The 21,389-nt window shown below is 63.1% G+C and carries 23 protein-coding genes and 1 tRNA gene; 11 read left to right on the forward strand and 13 right to left on the reverse strand.

Annotation, left to right across the window (positions count from 1 at the left end; translation table 11 throughout):
* Positions 1–287: 287 nt before the first annotated feature.
* The gene (locus AC0L3J_RS22850; protein ID WP_456766611.1) at positions 288–1,268 is read left to right on the forward strand and encodes a catalase family peroxidase; all 981 of its coding nucleotides are present in this window, start codon (positions 288–290) and stop codon (positions 1,266–1,268) included.
* A 186-nt stretch (positions 1,269–1,454) separates the two neighbouring features.
* Positions 1,455–2,465, forward strand: a complete 1,011-nt coding sequence (locus AC0L3J_RS22855) for an ion channel (protein WP_456766612.1) — start codon at positions 1,455–1,457, stop codon at positions 2,463–2,465.
* A gap of 29 nt (positions 2,466–2,494) precedes the next feature.
* On the opposite strand, the gene AC0L3J_RS22860 is transcribed toward AC0L3J_RS22855, so the two are convergent.
* Positions 2,495–2,758: a hypothetical protein gene (locus AC0L3J_RS22860; protein ID WP_456766613.1), complete on the reverse strand. Its 264-nt coding sequence runs from the start codon at positions 2,756–2,758 to the stop codon at positions 2,495–2,497.
* Between the two features lie 388 nt (positions 2,759–3,146).
* Here AC0L3J_RS22860 and AC0L3J_RS22865 point away from each other — a divergent pair, with 388 nt between their 5' ends.
* The 3 genes from AC0L3J_RS22865 to AC0L3J_RS22875 all read left to right on the forward strand — a co-directional run bounded on the left by AC0L3J_RS22865 (position 3,147) and on the right by AC0L3J_RS22875 (position 4,378).
* Entirely contained in the window at positions 3,147–3,464 is a 318-nt protein-coding gene (locus AC0L3J_RS22865) for a recombinase family protein (RefSeq protein WP_456766614.1), read from the forward strand.
* Between the two features lie 206 nt (positions 3,465–3,670).
* The gene (locus AC0L3J_RS22870) at positions 3,671–3,934 is read left to right on the forward strand and encodes a recombinase family protein (protein ID WP_456766615.1); all 264 of its coding nucleotides are present in this window, start codon (positions 3,671–3,673) and stop codon (positions 3,932–3,934) included.
* Between the two features lie 42 nt (positions 3,935–3,976).
* Positions 3,977–4,378, forward strand: coding sequence for a hypothetical protein (locus AC0L3J_RS22875; protein ID WP_456766616.1), 402 nt, complete (start codon positions 3,977–3,979; stop codon positions 4,376–4,378).
* A 179-nt stretch (positions 4,379–4,557) separates the two neighbouring features.
* Here AC0L3J_RS22875 and AC0L3J_RS22880 read toward each other — a convergent pair whose 3' ends face one another.
* Positions 4,558–4,782, reverse strand: coding sequence for a hypothetical protein (locus AC0L3J_RS22880; RefSeq protein ID WP_456766617.1), 225 nt, complete (start codon positions 4,780–4,782; stop codon positions 4,558–4,560).
* Positions 4,783–5,032: 250 nt separating this feature from the next.
* Here AC0L3J_RS22880 and AC0L3J_RS22885 point away from each other — a divergent pair, with 250 nt between their 5' ends.
* Positions 5,033–6,295 carry a Gfo/Idh/MocA family protein gene (locus tag AC0L3J_RS22885; protein ID WP_456766618.1) on the forward strand — a complete coding sequence of 421 codons (1,263 nt, stop codon included), beginning with the start codon at positions 5,033–5,035 and terminating at the stop codon, positions 6,293–6,295.
* Positions 6,296–6,353: 58 nt separating this feature from the next.
* Here the strand turns inward: AC0L3J_RS22885 and AC0L3J_RS22890 are convergent, their stop codons facing one another.
* The 8 genes from AC0L3J_RS22890 to AC0L3J_RS22925 form a co-directional block, all read right to left on the reverse strand.
* Positions 6,354–8,507 carry a 3'-5' exonuclease gene (locus tag AC0L3J_RS22890; protein ID WP_456766619.1) on the reverse strand — a complete coding sequence of 718 codons (2,154 nt, stop codon included), beginning with the start codon at positions 8,505–8,507 and terminating at the stop codon, positions 6,354–6,356.
* A gap of 115 nt (positions 8,508–8,622) precedes the next feature.
* On the reverse strand, positions 8,623–9,348 hold the full coding sequence (locus AC0L3J_RS22895) for an SOS response-associated peptidase (RefSeq protein WP_473348432.1): 726 nt from the start codon (positions 9,346–9,348) through the stop codon (positions 8,623–8,625).
* Positions 9,349–9,812: 464 nt separating this feature from the next.
* A tRNA-Arg gene (locus AC0L3J_RS22900) sits at positions 9,813–9,889 on the reverse strand.
* A 91-nt stretch (positions 9,890–9,980) separates the two neighbouring features.
* A complete protein-coding gene (locus tag AC0L3J_RS22905) occupies positions 9,981–10,937 on the reverse strand; it encodes a tripartite tricarboxylate transporter substrate-binding protein (RefSeq protein ID WP_456766620.1) in 957 nt (318 codons plus the stop codon).
* A 47-nt stretch (positions 10,938–10,984) separates the two neighbouring features.
* Entirely contained in the window at positions 10,985–11,356 is a 372-nt protein-coding gene (locus AC0L3J_RS22910; RefSeq protein WP_247283068.1) for a cupin domain-containing protein, read from the reverse strand.
* A gap of 20 nt (positions 11,357–11,376) precedes the next feature.
* Complete coding sequence (locus AC0L3J_RS22915) at positions 11,377–12,300, reverse strand: hypothetical protein (RefSeq protein WP_473348344.1); 924 nt, start codon at positions 12,298–12,300, stop codon at positions 11,377–11,379.
* 137 nt (positions 12,301–12,437) lie between these two features.
* Complete coding sequence (locus AC0L3J_RS22920) at positions 12,438–13,076, reverse strand: RraA family protein (RefSeq protein WP_473348345.1); 639 nt, start codon at positions 13,074–13,076, stop codon at positions 12,438–12,440.
* A gap of 26 nt (positions 13,077–13,102) precedes the next feature.
* Complete coding sequence (locus AC0L3J_RS22925) at positions 13,103–14,620, reverse strand: AMP-binding protein (protein ID WP_473348346.1); 1,518 nt, start codon at positions 14,618–14,620, stop codon at positions 13,103–13,105.
* A gap of 208 nt (positions 14,621–14,828) precedes the next feature.
* Between AC0L3J_RS22925 and AC0L3J_RS22930 the strand changes: the two genes are divergently transcribed.
* Positions 14,829–15,461, forward strand: a complete 633-nt coding sequence (locus AC0L3J_RS22930) for a hypothetical protein (RefSeq protein ID WP_473348347.1) — start codon at positions 14,829–14,831, stop codon at positions 15,459–15,461.
* 165 nt (positions 15,462–15,626) lie between these two features.
* On the opposite strand, the gene AC0L3J_RS22935 is transcribed toward AC0L3J_RS22930, so the two are convergent.
* On the reverse strand, positions 15,627–15,842 hold the full coding sequence (locus tag AC0L3J_RS22935; protein ID WP_473348348.1) for a hypothetical protein: 216 nt from the start codon (positions 15,840–15,842) through the stop codon (positions 15,627–15,629).
* Between the two features lie 36 nt (positions 15,843–15,878).
* The gene (locus AC0L3J_RS22940; RefSeq protein WP_473348349.1) at positions 15,879–16,880 is read right to left on the reverse strand and encodes a 2-dehydropantoate 2-reductase; all 1,002 of its coding nucleotides are present in this window, start codon (positions 16,878–16,880) and stop codon (positions 15,879–15,881) included.
* Between the two features lie 157 nt (positions 16,881–17,037).
* On the opposite strand from AC0L3J_RS22940, the gene AC0L3J_RS22945 reads away from it, so the two are divergent.
* Positions 17,038–17,619: a YidB family protein gene (locus tag AC0L3J_RS22945; protein ID WP_473348350.1), complete on the forward strand. Its 582-nt coding sequence runs from the start codon at positions 17,038–17,040 to the stop codon at positions 17,617–17,619.
* Between the two features lie 31 nt (positions 17,620–17,650).
* A complete protein-coding gene (locus AC0L3J_RS22950; protein WP_196236584.1) occupies positions 17,651–17,923 on the forward strand; it encodes a GlsB/YeaQ/YmgE family stress response membrane protein in 273 nt (90 codons plus the stop codon).
* Positions 17,924–18,099: 176 nt separating this feature from the next.
* On the opposite strand, the gene AC0L3J_RS22955 is transcribed toward AC0L3J_RS22950, so the two are convergent.
* Positions 18,100–18,885 carry an SDR family NAD(P)-dependent oxidoreductase gene (locus AC0L3J_RS22955; RefSeq protein ID WP_473308266.1) on the reverse strand — a complete coding sequence of 262 codons (786 nt, stop codon included), beginning with the start codon at positions 18,883–18,885 and terminating at the stop codon, positions 18,100–18,102.
* 248 nt (positions 18,886–19,133) lie between these two features.
* On the opposite strand from AC0L3J_RS22955, the gene AC0L3J_RS22960 reads away from it, so the two are divergent.
* Positions 19,134–20,198, forward strand: coding sequence for an acyl-CoA dehydrogenase family protein (locus AC0L3J_RS22960; protein ID WP_473348351.1), 1,065 nt, complete (start codon positions 19,134–19,136; stop codon positions 20,196–20,198).
* Between the two features lie 17 nt (positions 20,199–20,215).
* Positions 20,216–21,376, forward strand: coding sequence for an acyl-CoA dehydrogenase family protein (locus tag AC0L3J_RS22965; protein WP_008133127.1), 1,161 nt, complete (start codon positions 20,216–20,218; stop codon positions 21,374–21,376).
* Positions 21,377–21,389: the final 13 nt, after the last annotated feature.

Below are 21,389 nucleotides of genomic sequence, written 5' to 3' on the forward strand. Positions count from 1 at the left end.
AATAGTCATTCTGGCAAACATAGTTGTCCCTCGACATTTTGGACGATTACGTCCGTAAGACACCTAAAGAGTTTTGCGTTCGGCCCCACTCAATTGTGTGGCAGCCAACAAGCCGCGCCAGGGACGCACCCAGATCCGTGATCGCCGGTGCGTCCCAGTGCGCTCATGCTGAGCTTACGCGACAGGACGGGGCCAACCAGTCAAAGGTCCGTTAGAGTTACAGGGCCCCTGTTGGTCTGCTTAGCTATGCTGCTATGCTGCAATATCCGTTAGAGGAGAAGCCGCTGATGATGAACCGCAACTTCGTCGCCGCGCTGGTCACGTTTGGCCTGGCCTTGCCCGCTGTCACCCGAGCGGAGGACGCGCCGGTCGAGGAGCAGATCGTCAACCAGATGAACAAGGTATTCGGCGTCCACGCTGGATTCCGTGCCAATCACGCCAAGGGGGTCGTGGCCGAGGGGAAGTTTAAGGCATCTCCGGAAGCTGCCGGCTTGAGCAAGGCCGTGCATTTCGGCGGCACCGACATCCCGGTGACGGTGCGGTTCTCGGACTCCACGGGAGTACCAAATCTGCCCGACGGATCGGATGACGCCAATCCGCATGGCATCTCGGTGAAATTTCACCTGCCCGACGGCAGCGACACGGACATCGTGATCAATTCGCTCAAATTCTTCCCCGTCGCTACCAGCGAGGAATTTCGCGACCTGCTCGTCGCAATCGCGCAGAGCCCACCGGACGCGGCCAAGCCGACGAAATTTGAGCAGTTCGTGGCAAGCCACCCCACTGTCCCAGCTGCCTTCGCCACGGTCGCCACGCCGAACAGCTTTGCTAACGAGGCCTACTTCGGCATCAATGCGTTTGTGTTAGTCAACAAAGGTGGTCAGCGACAGGCCGTCCGCTACCAGATGATTCCCGAGAAGCTCGTGCACCTGGACAAGGCGGAGGCTGCGAAGATGACGCCGGACTTCCTGATGGAGGAGCTGCCCTCACGATTGAAGCAGGGGCCGGTGACCTTCCGGTTCAAGGCGCAACTCGCTGCCGAGGGCGACTCCACCAAGGACCCATCGAAGCCTTGGCCTGATGATCGCAAGCTGGTCGATCTTGGCGTGCTGACGATCGACAAAGCCGTGGCGAACAGTGAGGAGGCGCAAAAGAAGCTCCTGTTCCTGCCGGGCCAACTCACCGACGGGATCGAGCAGTCCGACGATCCGATGGTCGATGTCCGCAACGGCGCCTACGCGATCTCGTTCTCGCGGCGCAATCCTTGACGGTCGGTTAGTCAGCAGTTCATCTCGGAATGCTAAGTGGTTGGCCGCGACCTACTCGGAATTTCCGCCGACGCTGACCAGCAGGGCGGCGGCCGAACTAGCGTGGTCTCCAGGGCGGTACCGACTGTGTTCCGCTCGCCGATCGGATCTATTGGAACGACCGGAGCAGAGGTCTGTTAGTGGCCGATGTTCGTACACGGGATCGAGATTGCGGCAGGCGTCGTCCTCGTCGTCTTCGCGCTTCGAGACGTATTCGATACTGTGGTGGTGCCGGGAGAGAGCCGCGGTGCACTACGCGTGGCGCGACGACTCCTCGCAGTCGCGCTTCCGGTTTGGAAGTGGGCTCGACGTGGCAAGAGCGGGGTCTCGACCAGCTTCGCTCCGGCGATCCTCATGGGCTCCTTCCTTATCTGGATGGTCCTTCTGTGGCTGGGCTTCGGCCTGATCGCACATGCGTTGGGGGACTGGTTTTCTCCACCAGCCGATTTCCAGGAGGCACTTTTCATCGTCGGAAGCGCGCTGTGCACCGTGGGACTGAGCGGCATCGAGGCCCATGGCCCGGCACGCTGGGCGCTCATCCTGGCCGGCCTTTCGGGCCTCTCGGTCCTGACAATGGCTGTTACTTACCTCCTTCAGGTACAAGAGGGTATTTCCCGCCGCGATGCCGGAATTCTCAAACTTACGACGGCTGCAGGTCAGCCACCCTCGGCTCTCGGATTGCTGGAGCGTTACGCCGACCTCGAGTCTCCGGAGGAAATCAGGCGCGTGCTTTACAAAGGACGGGACTGGTGCGCCACCGTCCTGCAGAGCCATGCTTCCCATCCATCCCTGATCTACTTTCGATCGGTTGGCGTCGGCTCGGCTTGGCCTGCAACGCTCGGGGCCATGCTGGACCTCGCACTGATGTTCGAACTGCTGATCGAGGACCGCGGGAGCCGAGCGCTGGCGATCCTGCTCCGAAGCGAAGGATTGCGCCTCATCGACGACCTGAATGGACTGATCGGCCTCAAGCCACAATCCGACGACACCAGTGCTGCGGAAGTGCCGCGGGTGTGCGCCCGCTTGACGGCGGCTGGCTACAAGGTGCGTTCGTCGGTAGACGCAGCGGAGTTCGCGGACAAGCGGCGAAAGCACGCTGGCAGAGTGCGTGCCGCTGCTGAGCATCTCGGCACTATGGAGGCACCCCTGATCCCTTGACCGTTGACGACGGGATCGGTCCGTGCGGTTCAGTCGGGCGGGCATTCAGGGCAGGAATCGCCGATCGAATCCAGCATTCCGCGCAGCTCGGCGACAGCCTGATCCGGAGACAAGCCGTCCGGCGGCTCCTGCCTCGCGATGTCCAACGCGCGCTCGCGCGCGTGAAGGTCGGCCCGGTCCTTTGCCCAGCCGTGCTCCTCGCATTCGTGGATGGCGCCCGCCTCCTGCCGAAGGCTGAGCGCCCATCCGCGCAGCATTCTGATCGCCGGCCGTCTTTCCTTCGTCATCAGCATCGAGCTTGCTCCTAACGGGACGAATCCATTCGCCTGTCTTCTCGTTCCGGGCGGTTAGCACGCAGCAGGGATTCGCAATCGGCAGGGCTGAGGTTTGTCCCCGTATTCCGCGGCGCTGTGCACAACGCCACCTTCCGGTGCCGGCATGAGGTGCGCCGCAGTGCCGCCGGCAGGCTGCTCGGCATTGCTATCCCGACCGTGAAAGGTGTAATTGCACTCGCAGGTACCTCCGACGTGGCAGGAGGGTGCATAGGTAACTGGCTCGTTGTTCCCAAAGGGACAAGCTTGGCGAGGCGATCCCGGGCGGCCCGTGCTGCGCAGTACGTTCGAATGTCGAGGGAGCTCCAGCGCTACTCGATCGCGAACCAGATCGCTGCCATCGCCGCCTATGCCGAGACGAAACGCGCTCACGATTGCGCGCACCTATCGCGACGAGGGCCGGAGCGGACTCCGGATCAAGGGGCGTCCTGGTCTCATCGAGTTGATCGAAGATGTTCAGTCGGGTCGAGCCGATTTCGACCACATCCTCGCTTACGACGTCGGTCGCTGGGGCCGGTTCCAAGATGTCGACGAGAGTGCCTACTACGAATTCCTGTGCAAGCGGAGTGGCGTCCAGGTCGAATACTGCGCGGAGATATTCAAGAACGACGGCACCTTTGTTTCCGGGATCGCGAAAAGCCTGAAGCGCGGCATGGCCGCCGAGTAGAGCCGGGAGCTCTCCGTCAAGGTGCACGCCGGACACTGCCGGGTCGCGAGCCTTGGATACCGCGTTGGCGCTCCCGTTGGCTACGGCCTCCGACGCTTGATGGTCGACGAAAGCGAGCATCCGAAGGCCCTTCTCGCAAGGGACAATTCAAGGCTCTGCAATCGGATCGCGTTCGCCTGCAGCACGGGTCGGCCGAAGAGGCCGCCGTGATCCGGGACATCTTCGACCAGTTCGTCAACTGCAGGAAGTCCTACAGCGACATCAGTCGCCAACTGAACGAGGCGGGCATCGCCAATCACAACGGTCGGCCCTGGACCGACGGCATGATACCCACCATTCTCGGGAACGAGAACTACATCGGTAAGACCGTCTACAATCGCACCTCAAGACGCTTGGGGCAGAAGCTGGTCAAGAATCCGGATAACGCTTGGGTCCGGGGCGCTGCGGCGATCGAGCCTATCGTGGACTAAGGCATCTTCGCTCGCGCCCAGAAGCTGCTGGCCGAGCGCCGCGTGGAGATTCCGGAAGAAGAGATGCTGTTGCGCCTTCGTCTCACGCTCCGCCGGCGCGGTAAACTCAACTCGCACATCATCAATACGACGCTGGGTCTCAATCACGTCTCCTCGTACGTGAAGCACTTCGGTTCGCTGCGGAAGGCCTATGCGCTGATCGGATACGTGTCGCCGCGCGACTGCGACTGGATCGATATGCAGGATTTTTGGGCCGCCGAACAATCGAGGCATGCCACCGAACTCGCGGAGGCGCTGCGAACCGGCCTTGGCCTTCAGGCTGATCTTGTTCCGAACGGCATAGGGCTTGACTGTCGGAGGCGCGCGCATGATTTCGTTTCTCGTCGCGCGACGACTGGCGCATCGTGGAAAGGACCACGCTGCGCAATGGAAAGCCTACCGTAGGCAGATCTCATCGGGCCTGCTTGCCGTGATGCGGTTGGATGCGGCGAATCGGGAGATCGAGGACTACGTGCTGTTACCTGCCCCGCTGAGTTCGGGACGCTACGTCTGGCTCTCATCTGATTCCCTTCGTCGGCGTCGGGGCGCGCTTTACAAGGAAAAGGGGGCATTGTTCGGTGCCATCAAGGCAAGGCTGGCAAATACCAACCGTGCCGCCCCAACCAGCTCAGCACGGTCGAAAGAGCGATCGAAATCAGGCCGGCCCAAAGCCAAGGGCTTCGGCGGGCGGCGCTCACGGTCCGGAGATACAAAATCGCTCCGATGAGCGTGCCGTAGTTCCTTCGGAAGTCGCCGTTCAGTTTCGCAATCTTGGACAATTCCGAAGATGTATCGACGTCATTTGCCATCGGGCTGGCTCCTTCGTCTTGCTAGGACCAGCGCCTTATGAACCACTGTTTTGCCCGACGGCGCAAGTGATATTTCGTGTTATCAGAAATTACCTTATCGCTGGAACTTGGCCTGACGCTCCCTGCATTGCACGGTGAAGGCGGCCTTCCATCCTGGGCAGCGCCAAACGATTTCGGTGGTTCTTTGGATCACTAGCTGCGCGATGTTTATTCGCCGGCTGATGCCGGATGTGGAGGAACCGGTGCAATCTTGGCAGGTTTGAGTGCGATGACAAAGCTCGGCATAGGCTCTCCGCATTCTTCCCTGACGCGCCGTGGTGCGCTCGGACTTTCGGCAGCGACGCTACTGGCTGCAAACGCATCGCGTGCCGGATTGGCTCAAGCCGCACCTGTAGACACCGGGATGACGCAAGGAGACAAGTTAACCTTCCCGTCCATCGTAAGATCAAGTGAAGCGGGCGAAGAGAATGCGGACGGCCCCCTCCCGTCGAGTGAACGCGTCGGCTTCGCCGTCGTCGCTTTGGGTCGTCTCTCTGTCGAGCAAATACTGCCTGCCTTCGGGCAAGCGAAGAAAAGCCGCGTGGCCGCGCTGGTTTCGGGATCGCCGGACAAGCTGACCGTGCTTGGCCGCCAGTATGGCGTCCAACGGGAAGCTCTGCTCGGTTATGAGGAACTCGAGCGGCTCCGCGAGATGGAAGACGTCAAGGTCGTCTACGTCGTTCTGCCGAACTCGATGCACAAGGAGTACGTTCTCCGATCGGCGGCCATCGGCAAGCATGTGCTGTGCGAGAAGCCGATGGCCACGAGTTCGGAGGATGCTCGGTCGATGGTCGAAGCGTGCTCATCGGCGCGCGTCAAGCTGATGATCGCCTATCGGTGTCGCTACCAGCCTCATCACTTGGAGGTCATTCGTCGTGCGCAAAGCGGAGACCTCGGGCCGATCAAGCTGATCGAATCGATCAACGGTCAGAATCAAGGAGATCCGGAGCAATGGCGGCTCCGCAAGGCATTGGCCGGCGGCGGATCCCTGCCAGACGTCGGCATCTATTGTCTCAACGCCGCGCGGGCGGTTACCGGCGAGGAGCCCGTCGATATCGAGGCTCGCATCCACTCGGCCGACGGCGATCCGCGTTTTCGCGAAGTGGAAGAGAGCGTCGCCTGGATCATGCGTTTCCCTTCCGGCGCTATGGCCAACCTTTCCACCAGCTACGGCATCCATAGGGCATCGCGCCTGGCGGTCCATTCGGACGGCGGCAATCTCCTGTTGGACAATGCCTATCCCTACAAAGGGCAGCGGTTGACAGTGCGTCGCGCAATAGATAGCCGCGAGACCGAGGCGTTGATCGAGATCCCCGCAAAAGACCAGTTCGCCCTGGAATTGGATCACATGGCGGAATGCGTTCTCACCGACACTCTGCCAAGAACGCCGGGCGAGGAAGGATTGCGCGACATGAAGCTCATGGAAGCGATCTACAAGTCAGCGGATCAACGAACCCTTGTCAGGATCGACTGAATTCTCAGATGCGGCCGCATAGCTTGGTCCTTCCAGGCACCTGCTGGATTATGATTGGCTACGCTGCTTCGCGGCACCCCTCTTCGTCCCGCTTCTTGTTGATGAGGTTCAACAACTGCGCCGTTGCCCGCGCGTCGCATAAGGCTCGATGATGATTGTGGAGCGAGATGCCATATATCTCGCAAAGTTTCCCAAGTCCGTAGGACTTGTGTCCCGGATAGCGCCGTCGCATTCCCGCGCACGTGCAGAGCTTCGGGAATCTGAAGCGCCGCGCGAGCCTTTCGAATTCGTAAGCCATGAAACCGTAGTCGAAGCTGACATTATGGGCCACGAAAATGCCGTCCCCCATGAAGTCCATGAACCGGTCCGCTACCTCCGCGAACACAGGTGCGTCCCGAACCATTTCGTTGGTGATGCCAGTCAGCTGAACGATCTTTGCGGGAATGGACCGCTGAGGATTGATGAGAGAATGCCACTCGTCGACGACACAGTGATTGCGAACCTTCACCGCGCCGATCTCGGTGATGCGATCGCCGTTCGACCAGGAGCCGGTCGTCTCGATGTCGACCACTACGTAATCCTGCTCGGGGTCGAAACGATAATCCACCCGACCGATCTCGGCGTTGATGCCGGCGGCGCCGAGCTGGCGGAGGCGGGTCAGCTGGTTGCGGCGGATCACGTCCCCCTCGGCCTTGACCTCCATGAAGGACGCTTTGCCGTCCTGTACCAGCATCAGATCGGGGAAACCGTCCCGCATGCCGCGGAAGTCGTCGCACATGCTGCGGATGATGCTGGCTATGGAGCTCGGATCGCATCCTTCGAGCAGCGCGCGGAGCGCCTCCACTTGCACGAGATCCCAGCTGAAGATCCCATTCGGGCGGCCCCATTTTGCTGCGACGGTGCGGAGGATCAACGGAAGAGAAGCTCCGGAGGCGATGGCGGCCAGCTTCTCGTCGATCGGCCCGGCGAAGAGCCGACGGAAGCTGCGGTCCTTCAGGCAATGCGGTAGCCAGTCGAACCCGCTGGGCATACGGGCGCTCTCGAAGAGCTCGTCCCAGAAGAGAAGGCCGAACAGGGTACGCCACAGCACATTCTCAGTGAAGAAAACCTTGGTGCCCTCGCGCCGCAGAACGCCGGCGACGCCTGCTTCTGGATTGCCCCGATGGGTATCGTCGACGGTGATCGTTCGCCCGGACCGCAGCAGTTCGGTGTAGACGCCTGTGCGCCTCCCTCCGAACTTGCGAGCGTAGAAGTCGGTTGCGAAAATGTGCTCCCCGTCGCTGGCGGGATCATCGATCATCCGCTGCAGCAGGTCTTCGGCTCCGGTGCGATCCCCGGTATTGCAAAGCAGGCGGACCAGGCGCTCGTTGCACTCCGGCGAGCATCCCGCGCGGTAGAGCTGACGGGCAAGATCGCTCTCGCCCGCTTTCTCGAAGAAAAGTCCGGTCTGATGAGCCGCTCGGCTGCGGAGGTCCTTGGCGTACTGTGTCTCGCAGGCAGGCCCGGACAGAACGTCGATGGCGGCCCGCCTGTGGACAGGTTCTGATCCGTGCTCAAGGCGGTCGAGAATTTGGCTGTAGTGGAAAGAGGCAAGCGCCTCCTCGGCATCGGTGAAGCGTGCGCTGAACGCGGTCTCGCGGTTGGTGCGGAGGATGCCCAAGTCCCGCAGCGCGAAGTTCTTGAGGTTCACCTCGGTCTTGCCGAAGTAGAGATAGAGCAGGAATTCGATTGGCCGCGTGCCGTCGAGAGCGATGAATTTCCGGGCGCCGCAGCGCTGCGCGGCCGTCGAGAACGGGATCTGTTCGAGATAGTAGTCGATGAACTTGGCTTTGGCCCAAGACTTGCGGACGTCTTTGCACCCAGCCGCCTGTGCACCGGTGAAGAGGACATCTTTGGGAAGACACGCGACAAACCCTGCGTAGTCGATTTCACCGAGCACCCGGGCATGACCGACCATCATCAGATCCGACGTCGCCTGCTCGATATCGTCGATCTCGGTGTAGTCGAAAAGGGACCGATTGAATATCGCACCACGCCGGTTGATCATGCGGATCAACAGGCATCGGGCATCTCTCGAAAGGCCCTCGAAGCGCGCTATGAACGCGTGATGATCCGGGCCAAGAACGGGTTCGTACGTTCGCTGCACGAACCCGAGCATTTCGGCGAAATGGTCGAGATAATAGTAGACGGGCAGTTGCGGCAGTTTAGTCACGCGGACCTTCGCGGCAGGAATCGTTTGTTCTATTTTTGTTCGAATGGCGAGCGTGAAGTCAAGCGCCTCAATGGGCTCCAGCTCCCTAGTCGCCGACCGGTGGGTGTTCCCGGAGTTACGAAGGCGAAGCCGGGGTATCTTCCTTGACGCCCCGGGCGACGATCCGGAGCGCTCCATCCGGAAGCGGCCACTGCAGCTTCAGGGCTTCCTCCACAGGCGCCGTCATCCAGGTCTCGACTTCGTCCGGCGTCGTCAGGATCACGGGCATCGCCTTCGGGTGGATGGCACCGACCTCGGCGTTCGGCTCCGTCGTGAGGAATGCGTAGAGGTCGTTGGTGGTCTCGCCTTCCTTGACTTTCCTTACCGACGTCCAGTTGGCCCAGATGCCGGCGAAGCAGGCGAGCGGGCGGGACTCGTCGAGTGCGAACCAGATGTCGCCGCCCTCGGCCGTGTTGAATTCGCTGAAACTGTTGAGCGGCACGACGCAGCGGTGCTCCGGACCCAACCATCTCGTCCAGTGCTTGCTCTTCACGTTGCGGATGTTGGTGGTTCCAGAATCCGGCTCCATCCGGAGCAATTCCTTGAAGTGGACGGGCTTGCCCTTTGCCTCCAGCTTGGCCGCGCGCTTCTTGGTCGCCTCCATGAGCGCGTGCGCAGACGAAGGCATACCCCATCGGGCCGTGACGAGCTCGCGACCCTCGGCGCCGGTCCGGACGATCGGCGCCTTGTAGTCCGGAAAGACGCCGGCCAGCGGCGCCAGGTTGCCGACGTACCGGTTGACGACACGGAACAGCGAGCTGATGGCGGCTTGGTTGGTGGTGATCGAGTACAGATTGCAGATGTGGACGGCCCCCCACTTGTCAGGATTGTAGCAGACTTTTGGCCAGATCGCTTGCTATCAGATGTCCGGCCTGTTTGCGCGGACAAAGCCCGCTGGCCGAGATGGTGTTCGCTACGCACGCTCCAAGCACATGGGCGACACTCTTAGTGCCAGTGTAATCTTCGGGGGCTCGCGCGTATCGACCGATCGGTCCTTCCATCTACTGCGTCCTGCAAGTTCGTGGGCAATCCGCCGAGCAACCTCGCTCGCAGGACGCCCAGGGCGGCGGACGGATCACGAACAAAGGGCTACCTCCGTGTTGCATCCGCGTTGCACGGAGCTGACGGCACTGGGCGTAACCCATTGTAATCCATGGTACTGGGCGTAATGGACGGTAATGACGTTTTAGCACCCATCCTCATGGAGAACGGACAGCGCACGGTTCAAAAAGCCTACGTTTTAAGGGGTTTACCGCGGTAGGAAGCTGGCGATCCCGGGAAGACTCGAACTTCCGACCTACGGTTTAGGAAACCGTCGCTCTATCCGGCTGAGCTACGGGACCGCGGAACCCGCAGAGCGGGTTACCGGGGCTTCATATCAAAGCGGAGGCGGGATCGGAAGCCCTCCGCGTTGCTCAATGCGGGGGGCTGCCGTTACGCCCGGATATTGTTGTCCTTCACCACCTTGCCCCAGATGGCGACCTGCTTGTCGAAGAAGGTCTTGAAGGCCGGGCCGTCCTCGAGCAGCAGCGTCATCTGCTGCGTCTCCTTGAGCTGGGCGGCGGTGGCGGGCTCGCTCAGGATCTCCTTGGACGCGGTCGCCAGGCTTGCGACGATGTCCGGCGGCGTGCCCGTGGGCGCGAAGATGCCCCACCAGGCCAGCGTCTCGAAATCCGGGAAGCCCGCCTCGATCGCGGTCGGCGTATCCGGCAGGCCGGGCAGCCGCTCGCGGCCGAGCTGCAGGATCGGACGCAGCATGTTGGTGCCGAGCTGGGCTGCGACCAGCGCCGCCGATCCGGCGATCAGATCGACATGGCCGCCGAGCACGTCGTTCATCGCGGGGCCGCCGCCGCGATAGGGCACGTGCATGATCTCGACGCCGGCCTTGTTGCCGAGCACGGTCATGGCGAGATGGCCGAGCGTGCCGATGCCGACCGAGGCATATTTCACCGCGCCGGGCGTCGCCTTGCAGGCCGCCACCACGTCGGCAAAGCTCTTGTAGGGACGGCCCGCACCGGCGGCGATCACGTAAGGCGCGGTGCCGACCAGCAACACCGGCATCAGCTCGCGCTCGACATCGACGGGCGGCTTGTCGAGGATGGAGGGGATCACCGCGTGGGAATCGAAGGTGACCAGGAACGTCGAGCCATCAGGCGGGCTCTTGGCGACCTGCGCCGCACCGAGCGCGCCGGCGGCGCCCGACTTGTTCTCGACGATGACGATGCGGTTGAGCTTGGTTTGCAGATGGCTCTGGAGCAGCCGCGCCATCGCGTCGGTCGATCCGCCCGGCGGAAACGGCACCACCAGCGTGATTTTTGAAGCCTGCGCCAACGCCGGCGTCATCGCGAGAATAGCCGGCGCTGCGAGCAGCGTCCGTCGTGTGATCGTCATGGTCCCCTCCCTCTTGTGTCTCGCGCCCGGCTTTTGCTCTTGGCGCTTTAAGTGGTCCCGAAACCGGATCCCGCTTTTCTGTATTCTGGCCGCGGCGGACTGAAAATGTCCAGCACGCGGGCGCCGTCGGGGCCGGCGCGCATGGTGTGCGGCACGTTGCCCGGCGTGCGCCAGAAGTCGCCCTTCTTCACGGCAATCTCCTCGTCGCCCTGGACGCGGATGGCGGAGCCATCGAGCAGCACGCCCCATTGCTCCTCGGGATGATGGTGCAGCGTGCCTTGCGCATGCGGCGCCAGGGTCACCACCGACAGCATCGCCTGCTCGCCGGAGAAGATGCGCGTGGTCACGCCTGCCGCGAGCTCGCGAAACAATCCGTCGGCTGTGTCGTCGAGATTGTGGAATTCGTCCTTCTGGCTCACGCCATCCTCCCTTTTACGTTTTATTTTGCAGCAGACTGGCTCACTGCGGCCAGAAGGCGGTCCTTGAACTCACCCTTCACGGTAACATACACGCTCGACCAATGCCGGCTCTTGAACTCGCAGCTGCCTCGTGGGCAATATTCCTTGTCGTGATAGTCTCCATTAAGGACGCCGAACAGAGTCATTCGACCGTCCAACAGACGAAACAAAGCGCTACCTGATGCCCCTACTGTGAACTCGCAGCTCGTTTCGAATATCGACCAGTCCCTTACGTCGCGTATCTGGCACTCCTGAATCGTCTTGTTGAAGGGGCCGTACCTGTCCCTCTTTCCCGTGGCTTCGATGTCGTAACCGACAACCGCCAGGACACGCTCCAACTCGATCACACTTTCAGTCCGTTCATTGATCTCGTAAGGCGTCACTTCCGCGGCAGACTCGAGCTTTGCGACTGCCCAATCGCTGACAATCGCCTTGGGTGCACTCTCAACGCATGTGCCCATCCAAAGGGTCGCGGACAGAGGAATGGTACGCCTCTCGGCTCCGACATAGTACTCGAAGATACATTTGTCAGGTGCCGTATGGGGTTTGCAAAGGTCCCGAAACGCGTGAGCCGCCGTGGTAATCACGTCGCGCGCACCAGTCACTTGAGCGCTGCTATCTCCACCAGGACATCGCAGGACTCCACTTGCCGCAAAGCGCTTTTCCACCTCACCTGGGGGAAGACCGTTGGCTTTTGCGTAAACCCCTTCAGTTAGTCGTCGCTCTGCCTCGGTCGAAGCGGCCTTGACTGCCAGATGACCATCAGTGACGCGATCGCGATTGAAAATGGGCGCTGCCCCGCGGCCAGAGCCAAAAGGCGGCATCTTCCACGAATCAACCTCGTTGCTTCCAGAGACCAACAGAACGAAGAAGCTAGGCAGGACGATCGCGTAATTCCTCGTCACGTGAAGTATCCCCAGCAGCAAAAAGCATGAAGCAAGTCTGACCGAAACAAAGTTGTGGAATCACTTTCGAAAGAGGCAATGGCCGACGTCGACATGCGATCGAGCCGACCATTGCTTCGACTTAAGCCTCGCGCTGATCAGGACTTTCCATACGAGCCCTGATAACGGCCCTCGCGGATCGCCTTCAGCGTCTCCTCCTCGCGCGCGACCTGGGCGCGCACGGCGTCCAGCAGCGCCGCGGCACCGGCGGCGGCAAACGACACCACGCCGTCCTCGTCGCCGACGACGATGTCGCCGGGCGAGATCACGCTGCCGCCGATCGCGACAGGCACGTTGATCTCGCCGGGGCCGTTCTTGTAAGGGCCGCGGTGGATCACCGCGCGGGCGTAGCAGGGAAAGTCATCGGCCGCGAACGCCGCAACGTCGCGGATCGCGCCGTCGATGACATAGCCTTCGGCTTTGCGCCATTGCGCGATGTTCTTCATGATCTCGCCGACCAGCGCGCGGGTCTCATCGCCGCCGCCATCGACCACGATGACGTCGCCGGGGCCCACCAGCTCGAGCGCGCGGTGGATGGCGAGATTGTCGCCGGGACGGGTGCGGACCGTGAAGGCCGTGCCCACCAGCTTGGCGCCGCGATGATAGGGCTTGAGCCCCACTGCGCCCGGCAACCGGCCGAGATTGTCGGAAATGACCGAGGTCGGCGCACCGCGAAAACCCTCGATGATCGCAGCCGGCGGCTTCGGCACAGCGTTCGCAGCAATGGTGATGGTCATAATTTCAGTCCTTCCCGTGAATTCTCTTACTCTGCGTCCGCCCGCGCCTTCGCCGGCCAAATCCGGAAGGCGCGCCCCTCCTTCATCCACGCCGCGCGTTCGTCGCGCAACAGGGTGCGGCGAACTTTTCCGGAATCGTCGCGCGGCGGCGCGGTGACGAGCTCGAAGCTCTCGGGGTGCTTGTAACGACTGAGCCTGTCCTTGAGGAATTCCGCCATGCTGTCGGCGATGGCCTGACCGTCCGCATCGCCCTCCGGCTCGATGATAGCGTGCACGCGCTGGCCCAATTCCGGATCAGGCAATCCCACCACCACGCAGGAGCGCACGCCGGGGCTCTCGGAGACGGCGGCTTCGACCTCGGCAGGATAGATGTTGGCGCCGCCGCGCAGCACCATGTCGGCGAGACGGTCGCCGAGATACAGGTAGCCTTCCGCATCCAGCCTGCCGATATCGCCGAGCGATTCCCAGCCGTCCGCGCGGCGCTTCGGCTCGGCGCCGAGATAGTGATAGGTGGCATCCTTGCCGTCATTGTTGAGGAAATAGATCTCGCCGGTCTCACCGGGCGCGACGTCGTTGCCGTCCTCGCCGATGATGCGCAAGCGCGCCATCTCGCCGATCTTGCCGACCGAGCCCTTATGCGTCAGCCATTCCGTGCCGGAGATGATGCAGGAGCCCTGCCGCTCGGTGCCGCCATAGAGCTCCCAGATTCGCTCAGGCCCGAGCCAGGCGATCCAGTTCTCCTTCAGCCAGGGCGGCATCGGAGCGGCCATGTGGAAGACGGTTTGCAGGCCCGACACGTCGTAGGCGTTACGCACGTGCTCCGGCAGCGCCCAGATCCGGTGCATCATGGTCGGCACGAAATTGACCCATTGCACGCGCTCGCGCGCGATTTGCCGTAGCGCCTCCTCGGCGTCGAACTTGACGAGGCCGGTGAGCTGGCCGCCGGTGAACAGCGCGTAGTGCGACACGATGAACGGCGCGTTGTGATAGAGCGGACCGGGATTGAGTAGCGAGACTCCGAAGGGGATGTTGAGCGGCGGCGCGGCGACCGTGTCGATCACCGCCGGCTGGTGATCGAGGATCACCTTCGGGCGACCGGTCGATCCGCCGCTGGTCATCGCCTTCCAATAGCGCGCCACCGGTGCGGTGAGCGGCTCGTCCGAAAACCCTCCCGGCACGAAATCCGCGGGCAGACGGTTCGGCGCGTTCCAGTCGGCTTCGCCGCCGACCACAAGTGCCGGCTTCAGGATGTCGAGCACCGCGGCGGCTTCGCCGCGCGGCAGCCGCCATGACAGCGAGGTCGGCGTCGCTCCGCATTTCCACACCGCAAACGAGGTCTCGAAGAACGCATTGCCGTTGGGCAAGCCGATCGCGATAAAGTCGCCAGGCTTGACGCCCTTGGCCATTAACGCCCGCGCGCGCCGATTGGCGCCGCGTTCGAGCGCGTCCCATGTCAGCGTGTCCTGCCCGTGACGGACGGCGATCGTGCCTTGCGGTTTGCGCTCGGCGTACCAGCGCGGCACGTCGGACAGGGGCAGCAGCATCAGGCGTTTCCACTTCGTTTTCTTGGCGTCGCCAATGAGGCGACCGCAGGATGAAGTGACGCTGTGACTCCTGCGCCACGTCAAGCAAAAAATGTCAGCATCGCAGCCATGAAATTCCAGGGTTCCATGGGTGACAAGCCGACCATAAAGGGGCAAAAATCAGTCCGACTCAGTTCGGGTTGAGTTTTGCAAGGAATGCTCTCGTAGAATGTCGGACGTAGTTGCATCGCGTCGTGCGGCGCTTGTGGTTGCCGCAGCAGGATTTTTCCTGCTGGCGCCGTCGCATGCCCAGGCACAATGGTGGAAGCGGGCGCCTGTTGACTTCGAGGCCTGCGCCGACGCCGCCGAGAAAGCCACGACCAGATCCGAGAAGACGGCTGCGCTTGCAGACTGCAACGCCAAATTCGCCGGCCGGCGCAAGGCAGGCGGCGGCTATTCCTATTACGACTTCCTCCAGGACCGCACCTTCGACATCGCCGGCCCCAATCCGACGCCGGAGGAGCAGAAGAAGATCGACGAATCCTACACCGCCTATCTCGCCAATCAGCGCCGCAGCAATGAAGCCGCGCAGGCCGCCGCGCGCCAGCAGCGCGAGCAGCAGGAACAACAGCTGCAGCAGCTCCAGCGGGTCGCGTTGCGAACCGAGGTCGAGCGCGTGCCGGTGCCGGTCGAGCGGCCGAAGGTCCAGCAGGCCGCCATCGGCGACGCGCGGCCGCGACCGAAGGGCGCACCCTGCACCAAGGGCTCGTTCTCCTGCGAATGGCCGCGGCTGTCGGATGGTTTGAACGATATCAAGAAGCTGTTCAGCCCGACGCCGAGCAAGCCGGCGAAGAAGGGCTGAGCTGCGCCCACAAGCCCCGCCGTCGTCCTGGCGAAAGCCAGGACCCATTACCCCAGGAAGCAGTTGGGCGGCAGACTTGTAGTTCGGTACTCCGACCGTTCACTATCGATAGATTCCGCGGTATGGGTCCTGGCTTTCGCCAGGACGACGGTTGAGGATGCCGCCTCAGTTCGTGTGCTTCTTCTTGCTGCGCTTCGGTTGAGCAACCGGCGCATTCACCGGCGCCGTTGTCGTCGGAGAACTCCCCAATTGCGACCTGCTCTCCTGCAATCGCCTGTCATAGCCGGGAGAGTTCATGACCGTCGGCGGCCGGGCCTCCGCGACCGAGGACGCGGCGCAGAGCACGGCAAACGCGAATCCGATCATCAGACGACGTTTCATCGTTGCTCCTCCCGTCGCGCAGCCTGCACTCATGCGTTACCCGCGAACCTGCTGCGGCGTCAGCCGCGGTGGACCCTTGCCCGCGGCCTCAGCCTCCTTGATCAGCGCAACAATGCGGCGCGACAGCGGCACGTCGACATTGTTCTGCTCGGCGAGCGCGATGATCGCGCCCTGGAGATAGTCGATCTCGGTCTTGCGGCCCTGCTTCAAATCCTGCCACATCGAGGAACGCGCCTCGGGATCGATCTTCATGGTCCGTCCCAGGATCAGCTTGAAAACCGGATCAGGCAGCCTCAGCAAGCTGGGCGTCCAGGACGACGGGATCGGCGTCGCCGAGACCGGTGTAATGCCCGCGGCCGTCATCGCAGCCAGCCCCTCCGTCATCTGGTCGGCGAAAAGCCTTCGCCAGTCGCGGTTCGCTAATTGCGCGGCGAGCGGCATGTCGGACAAGGCGCTGAGCGCGTTGTTCAAATTGATGATCAGCTTGCCCCATTGCACGCCGGTGATGTCGCGGCTCGCGCGCATGGCGAGCCCCGGCACCGACAGCGCTGCGGCGGTGTTCGCGTCGTCTTCGCCGACATGAATGTCGCCGGAGGTCGAGCGGTGGAAGCGGCCCTCGCCCATCCCGACCACGTTGAAAGGCACCATGCCGGCGAGCACGCGGCGGTCGCCCATGCGCTCGCGCAGCACCGCGACATTGCCAACGCCGTTTTGCAGCGAGACGATGACGGCGTCCTGCGGCGCATGCTGCGCGATCAGGTCCGCGACACCTGCCGTGTCGGCGCTCTTCACCGTGACCAGCACGATGCCGGCGCTGTGGAAGATCGCGGGATCTGCCGACAGCGCGAGGCGGCCCGGGTCGAGCTTCGTCTCGGAGCCGTCGAAATCGGTCAGAAGCAGGCCGAACCGCTCGATCTCGGTCTTCACCCGCGGCCGCACCAGGAACGCGACGCGGCGGCCGGCAGCCGCCAGGGTGCCGCCGACGAAACATCCGATGGCGCCCGCGCCGGCCACCACGATCGGTCGATCCGTAACCACCTCGGCTGCCCCCTTAACGATCTGCCCTCGATAGCAGAGGCTGTCGCTGCTGCCCATTCCCGCAGTTGCGGCGCAATCGCCTTGTAACCGTCATGACAGCCTCATATGTTTTCGAACGGGGCTTGTTACCGGCAAGAAAGCGCCAAAGGAGAACGCCATGGGTTTGCTCGACGTCCTCAACGGCATGCAGAACGGCCCGCGCGGGCCAAGCACGCCGAGTTCACAATCCTCATCCAGCGGCGGCATGTCGCCGATGACCATGGCGCTCCTTGGCCTGCTCGCCTGGAAGGCATTCAAGCATATGAGCGGCAACCAGAGCGGCAGCGCGCCGCAGCCCTCCCCGGCACCGACGCCGACGCATCTCCCCCCGCCGGTCAATGCAGGCGCTGGCGGCGGCCTCGGTGACCTGTTGAAGGGTGGTCTTGGCGGCCTGCTCGCGGGCGGCGCGGCCGGCAGCGTGCTCAGCGGCGGGCTCGGCGATCTCCTCAACCAGCTCCAGCAGGGCGGTCATGGCGACGCTGCCAATAGCTGGGTCGGCAAGGGCGAGAACAAGGCGATCGCACCAGGCGATCTCGCCAATGCGCTCGGCGCCGACCAGATCGAGAGCCTGTCCGCCCAAAGCGGCCTGTCGCGTGACGAGCTGCTCTCGGGCCTCAGCCAATATCTGCCGCAGGTGGTCGACCATCTGACGCCGGACGGACGGCTGCCGAGCGAGCAAGAGATCGCGGGCAGAGTCTGATTTGGTTTAGTCAAACGAGGGAAGCACGAACATGAGCATGGGTGGCTTGTTGTGGATCATCGTCGTCGGCTTCGTCGCCGGCCTCATCGCGCGTTGGCTGGCGCCGGGACCGAACAATCCGAGCGGCTTCATCCTCACCACCATTCTCGGCATCGCCGGCGCATTTCTCGCGACCTTCATCGGCCAGGCCATCGGGCACTACAGTCCCGACCAGGGCGCGGGATTCATCATGGCCACCATCGGCGCCGTGGTGGTGCTGTTCATCTGGCACCGGCTGGTGGCGAGCGGTGTGATCAAGGGGTAGCCCGCCAGTGTGAGAACAAACTCAGTGTCGTCCCGGCGAAGGCCGGGACCCATAACCACAAAAGGTGGTGAGGCGCGAAACCGGGAATTGCCAGTCTTCGCCAAACTGAATTCGGTGGTTATGGGTCCCGGCCTTCGCCGGGACGACGCCCTATTTGCCGCACTCGCCGCGCGACTTCACGTCACCAAATGCATCCCCGCATCCATGCGCACGACCTCGCCGGTCATGTTGCTGGAGGCAGGCATCGCCAGGAAGCAGACGAGCTGCGCGATGTCTTCCGCCGATGATGCGACCTTCAGCGGCACCTTGGCCACGACGCTGTCGCGCACCTGCTTGGCGCCCGCCTCGCCACGGCCCTTGGTGAACCAGGGCGTGTCGATATAGCCCGGGCATACCGTGTTGACACGGATCAGCGGCGCCAGCGCGCGCGACAGCGACAGCGTCATGGTGTTGAGCGCGCCCTTACTTGCAGCGTATGCAATCGACGAACCGACGCCGCTGATGCCGGCGACCGAGGAGATGTTGACCACGGCGGACGGCCGCCCCGAGGCCTTGGCGCCGGCCTCCAGCAGGCTGCGCGCCGCGCGCACCATCTGGAACGGGCCGATGGTGTTGACGCCGTACAGGCGCTGGAAATCTTCTGCCGACAACCCGTCGAGATCGGCGTGAGCGACATGCTTGGTGGTGCCGGCATTGTTGACGAGCATGTCGAGCCGGCCCCAGCCGCCGGCTGCCGCAACGATCTTGCGGCAATCGTCATCCTTCGAGACGTCGCCCTGCGCGACCAGAACTTCCGGTGAGCCCGCCTTGCGGCACAGCTCCGCGGTCGCCTCCGCTTCCTTCTGGCTCGAGGAATAGTTGATGACGAGCCGCGCCCCGCTCCGTGCGAGAATTTCCGCGGTCGCAGCACCCAGGCCGGAGGCGGACCCCGTCACGATTGCGCACAAACTGTCCTTTGCCATCCGGATTTCCTTCCCCTTGATTGAACATCGACGTTCTGTTTAGCGAGTTTGCCGCGCCCTGCAAATCGAGCAAACTCCGCAAAGCGGAATTAGCCTTCTATAGTCCCTTGCGCCCATGCCCGCGCCGCAGGTTGACCTGCGATCAGCGCTTGTCAGGGCCATGGCTTTTTTGGATCATCGGGCGCAAGAAGAACCTGCGCGTCCGCCCACGGGGCGGGAAGCGCCAATGGCAAAACACGGGGAACGCTGTGGCGGAGAGTGACAATATCGTCGTCGAGACTGCGGAGAAAATCTTCGCCGATCTCGCCGATCCGCAGACCGTCAACAACGACAAGAAGGATTCGTGGCAGGCGCCGCTGTGGCAGGCGCTGAGCGAAGCCGGCTTGCCGTTGGCCTGGGTGCCGGACGATCTCGGCGGCTCCGGCGCGAGCCTTGCCGACGGCTTTGCGCTGCTGAACGCCGCCGGCCGTTTCGCCGTCGCGGTTCCCCTGGCCGAAACCATGCTGGCGGGCTGGCTGTTGGCGCAGGCGAAGATCGCATCCCCCGAAGGGGAGATGACGGTGCTGCCGGCGTCGCCCAAGGATCGCATCACCCGCGACGCCGACGGCGCGCTCTCCGGCCGCGCCCGCGGCGTGCCCTTCGCAAAGGCGGCAAAGCACTTCGCGGTGCTGGCCCACGGCAAGGACGGCGCCTCGATCGCGCTGGTCGACGCGAGCAGGGGTCGGATCGAGACCGGACTCAATGTCGGCTACGACCACAGCGACACCGTCACGCTCGACAAGGTGCAGCCCGTCACCATCAAGCCCGCCCCGAACGGCTTTGACCAGACCACAATGATGCTGATGGGCGGCGTCGCGCGCAGCCTTCAGATCGCGGGCGCACTGGAATCGATGCTCGACATCTCCGTGCGCTATTCCAACGAGCGCGTCGCCTTCGAGAAGAAGATCGCCAAATTCCAGGCGGTGCAGCACAACCTCGCCCGCCTCGCCGGCGAGTCGGCTGCTGCCCTTGCCGCGGCGACATCGGCCGCCGACGCCATCGCCAACGCAAAGTCGTTCGACGACGCGGTCTACCTCGAAGCCGCCTCGGCAAAAATCCGCTGCGCGGAAGCCGCGGAAAAGGGCGGCGCCATCGCGCATCAGGTCCATGGCGCGATCGGCTTCACCCTGGAGCACATCCTGCACCGCTATTCGCTGCGGGCATTGGCCTGGCGCGACGATTTCGGTTCGGAAAGCCACTGGGCCGTCGAGCTCGGTAAGCTCATTGCAAACCGCGGCGCCGACGAATTGTGGCCGCTCGTGGCTTCGCGCTGATCAGGGACGAGACAACAATGACCGCTGCCCTCCGTTTCGATCCGATCCGCCTGCCCGAGAAGTGCGAGCAATTGCGCAAGGAGGTTCGCGCCTTCCTCGCTGAAGAGATCGCCGCCGGCACTTTCGATCCGCACAAGCCCAATCGCGAAGACACCGACGCGCCGGAATTTTCCCGCCGGGTCGGCGCCAAGGGCTGGCTCGGCATGACATGGCCGAAGAAATATGGCGGCCAGGAGCGCTCGTTCCTCGAACGTTACGTGGTGACGGAGGAGATGCGCGTCGCCAACGCGCCGACGCGGCGGTTCTTCGTCGCCGACCGCCAGAGCGGGCCGGTTTTGATCAAGTACGCGCCCGAGCACATCAAGATGGACATCCTGCCGCGCATTTGCCGCGGCGAGATCTGCTTCGCGATCGGCATGAGCGAGCCGAACTCCGGCTCGGACCTGTTCGCCGCGAAGACGCGCGCGACCAAGACCGACGGCGGCTATCTCATCAACGGCACCAAGATCTGGACCTCGTCGGCGCATATCGCCGACTACATGATCGCGATCTTCCGGACGTCGCAGCCGACAAAGGAAAACCGGCGTCACGGCCTGACCCAGTTTCTGGTCAAGATGAAGCAGCCGGGCATCCAGGTGAACCCGATCGGCCAGATCACCGGCCAGTACGAGTTCAACGAGGTCGTCTTCACCGATTTCTTCGTGCCCGACGATCATGTGCTCGGCGAAGTCGACGGCGCCTGGAAGCAGGCCACCAGCGAGCTCGCTTATGAGCGTTCGGGCCCCGAGCGCTTCCTGGAGACCTATTACGTGCTGACCGAGCTGGTTCGCGCGGTTGGTCCCAATCCTGATACCCGCAGTGCCGAGGGCATCGGCCGCCTCGTGGCGCAGCTCCACACCATGCGGCGGATGTCGGTCTCGGTCGCGGGCATGCTGCAAGCCGGCAAGGAGCCGGTCGTCGAAGCCTCCATCGTCAAGGACATCGGCACGGTGTGGGAACAGCAGCTGCCGCACCGCGTGCGCGATCTCGCTGCCTTCGTCGAGGAGACCGCGACCAACCGCGAGACGCTGGAGCGGCAGCTCGACTTCGCCATCAAGACCGCGCCGAAACTCACCATCCAGGGCGGCACCACCGAGGTGCTGCGCGGCATCATCGCCCGCGGGCTTGGTTTGCGCTAATCATTCGAGGACA

The organism is Bradyrhizobium sp. Kon37 (genome assembly GCF_055807535.1).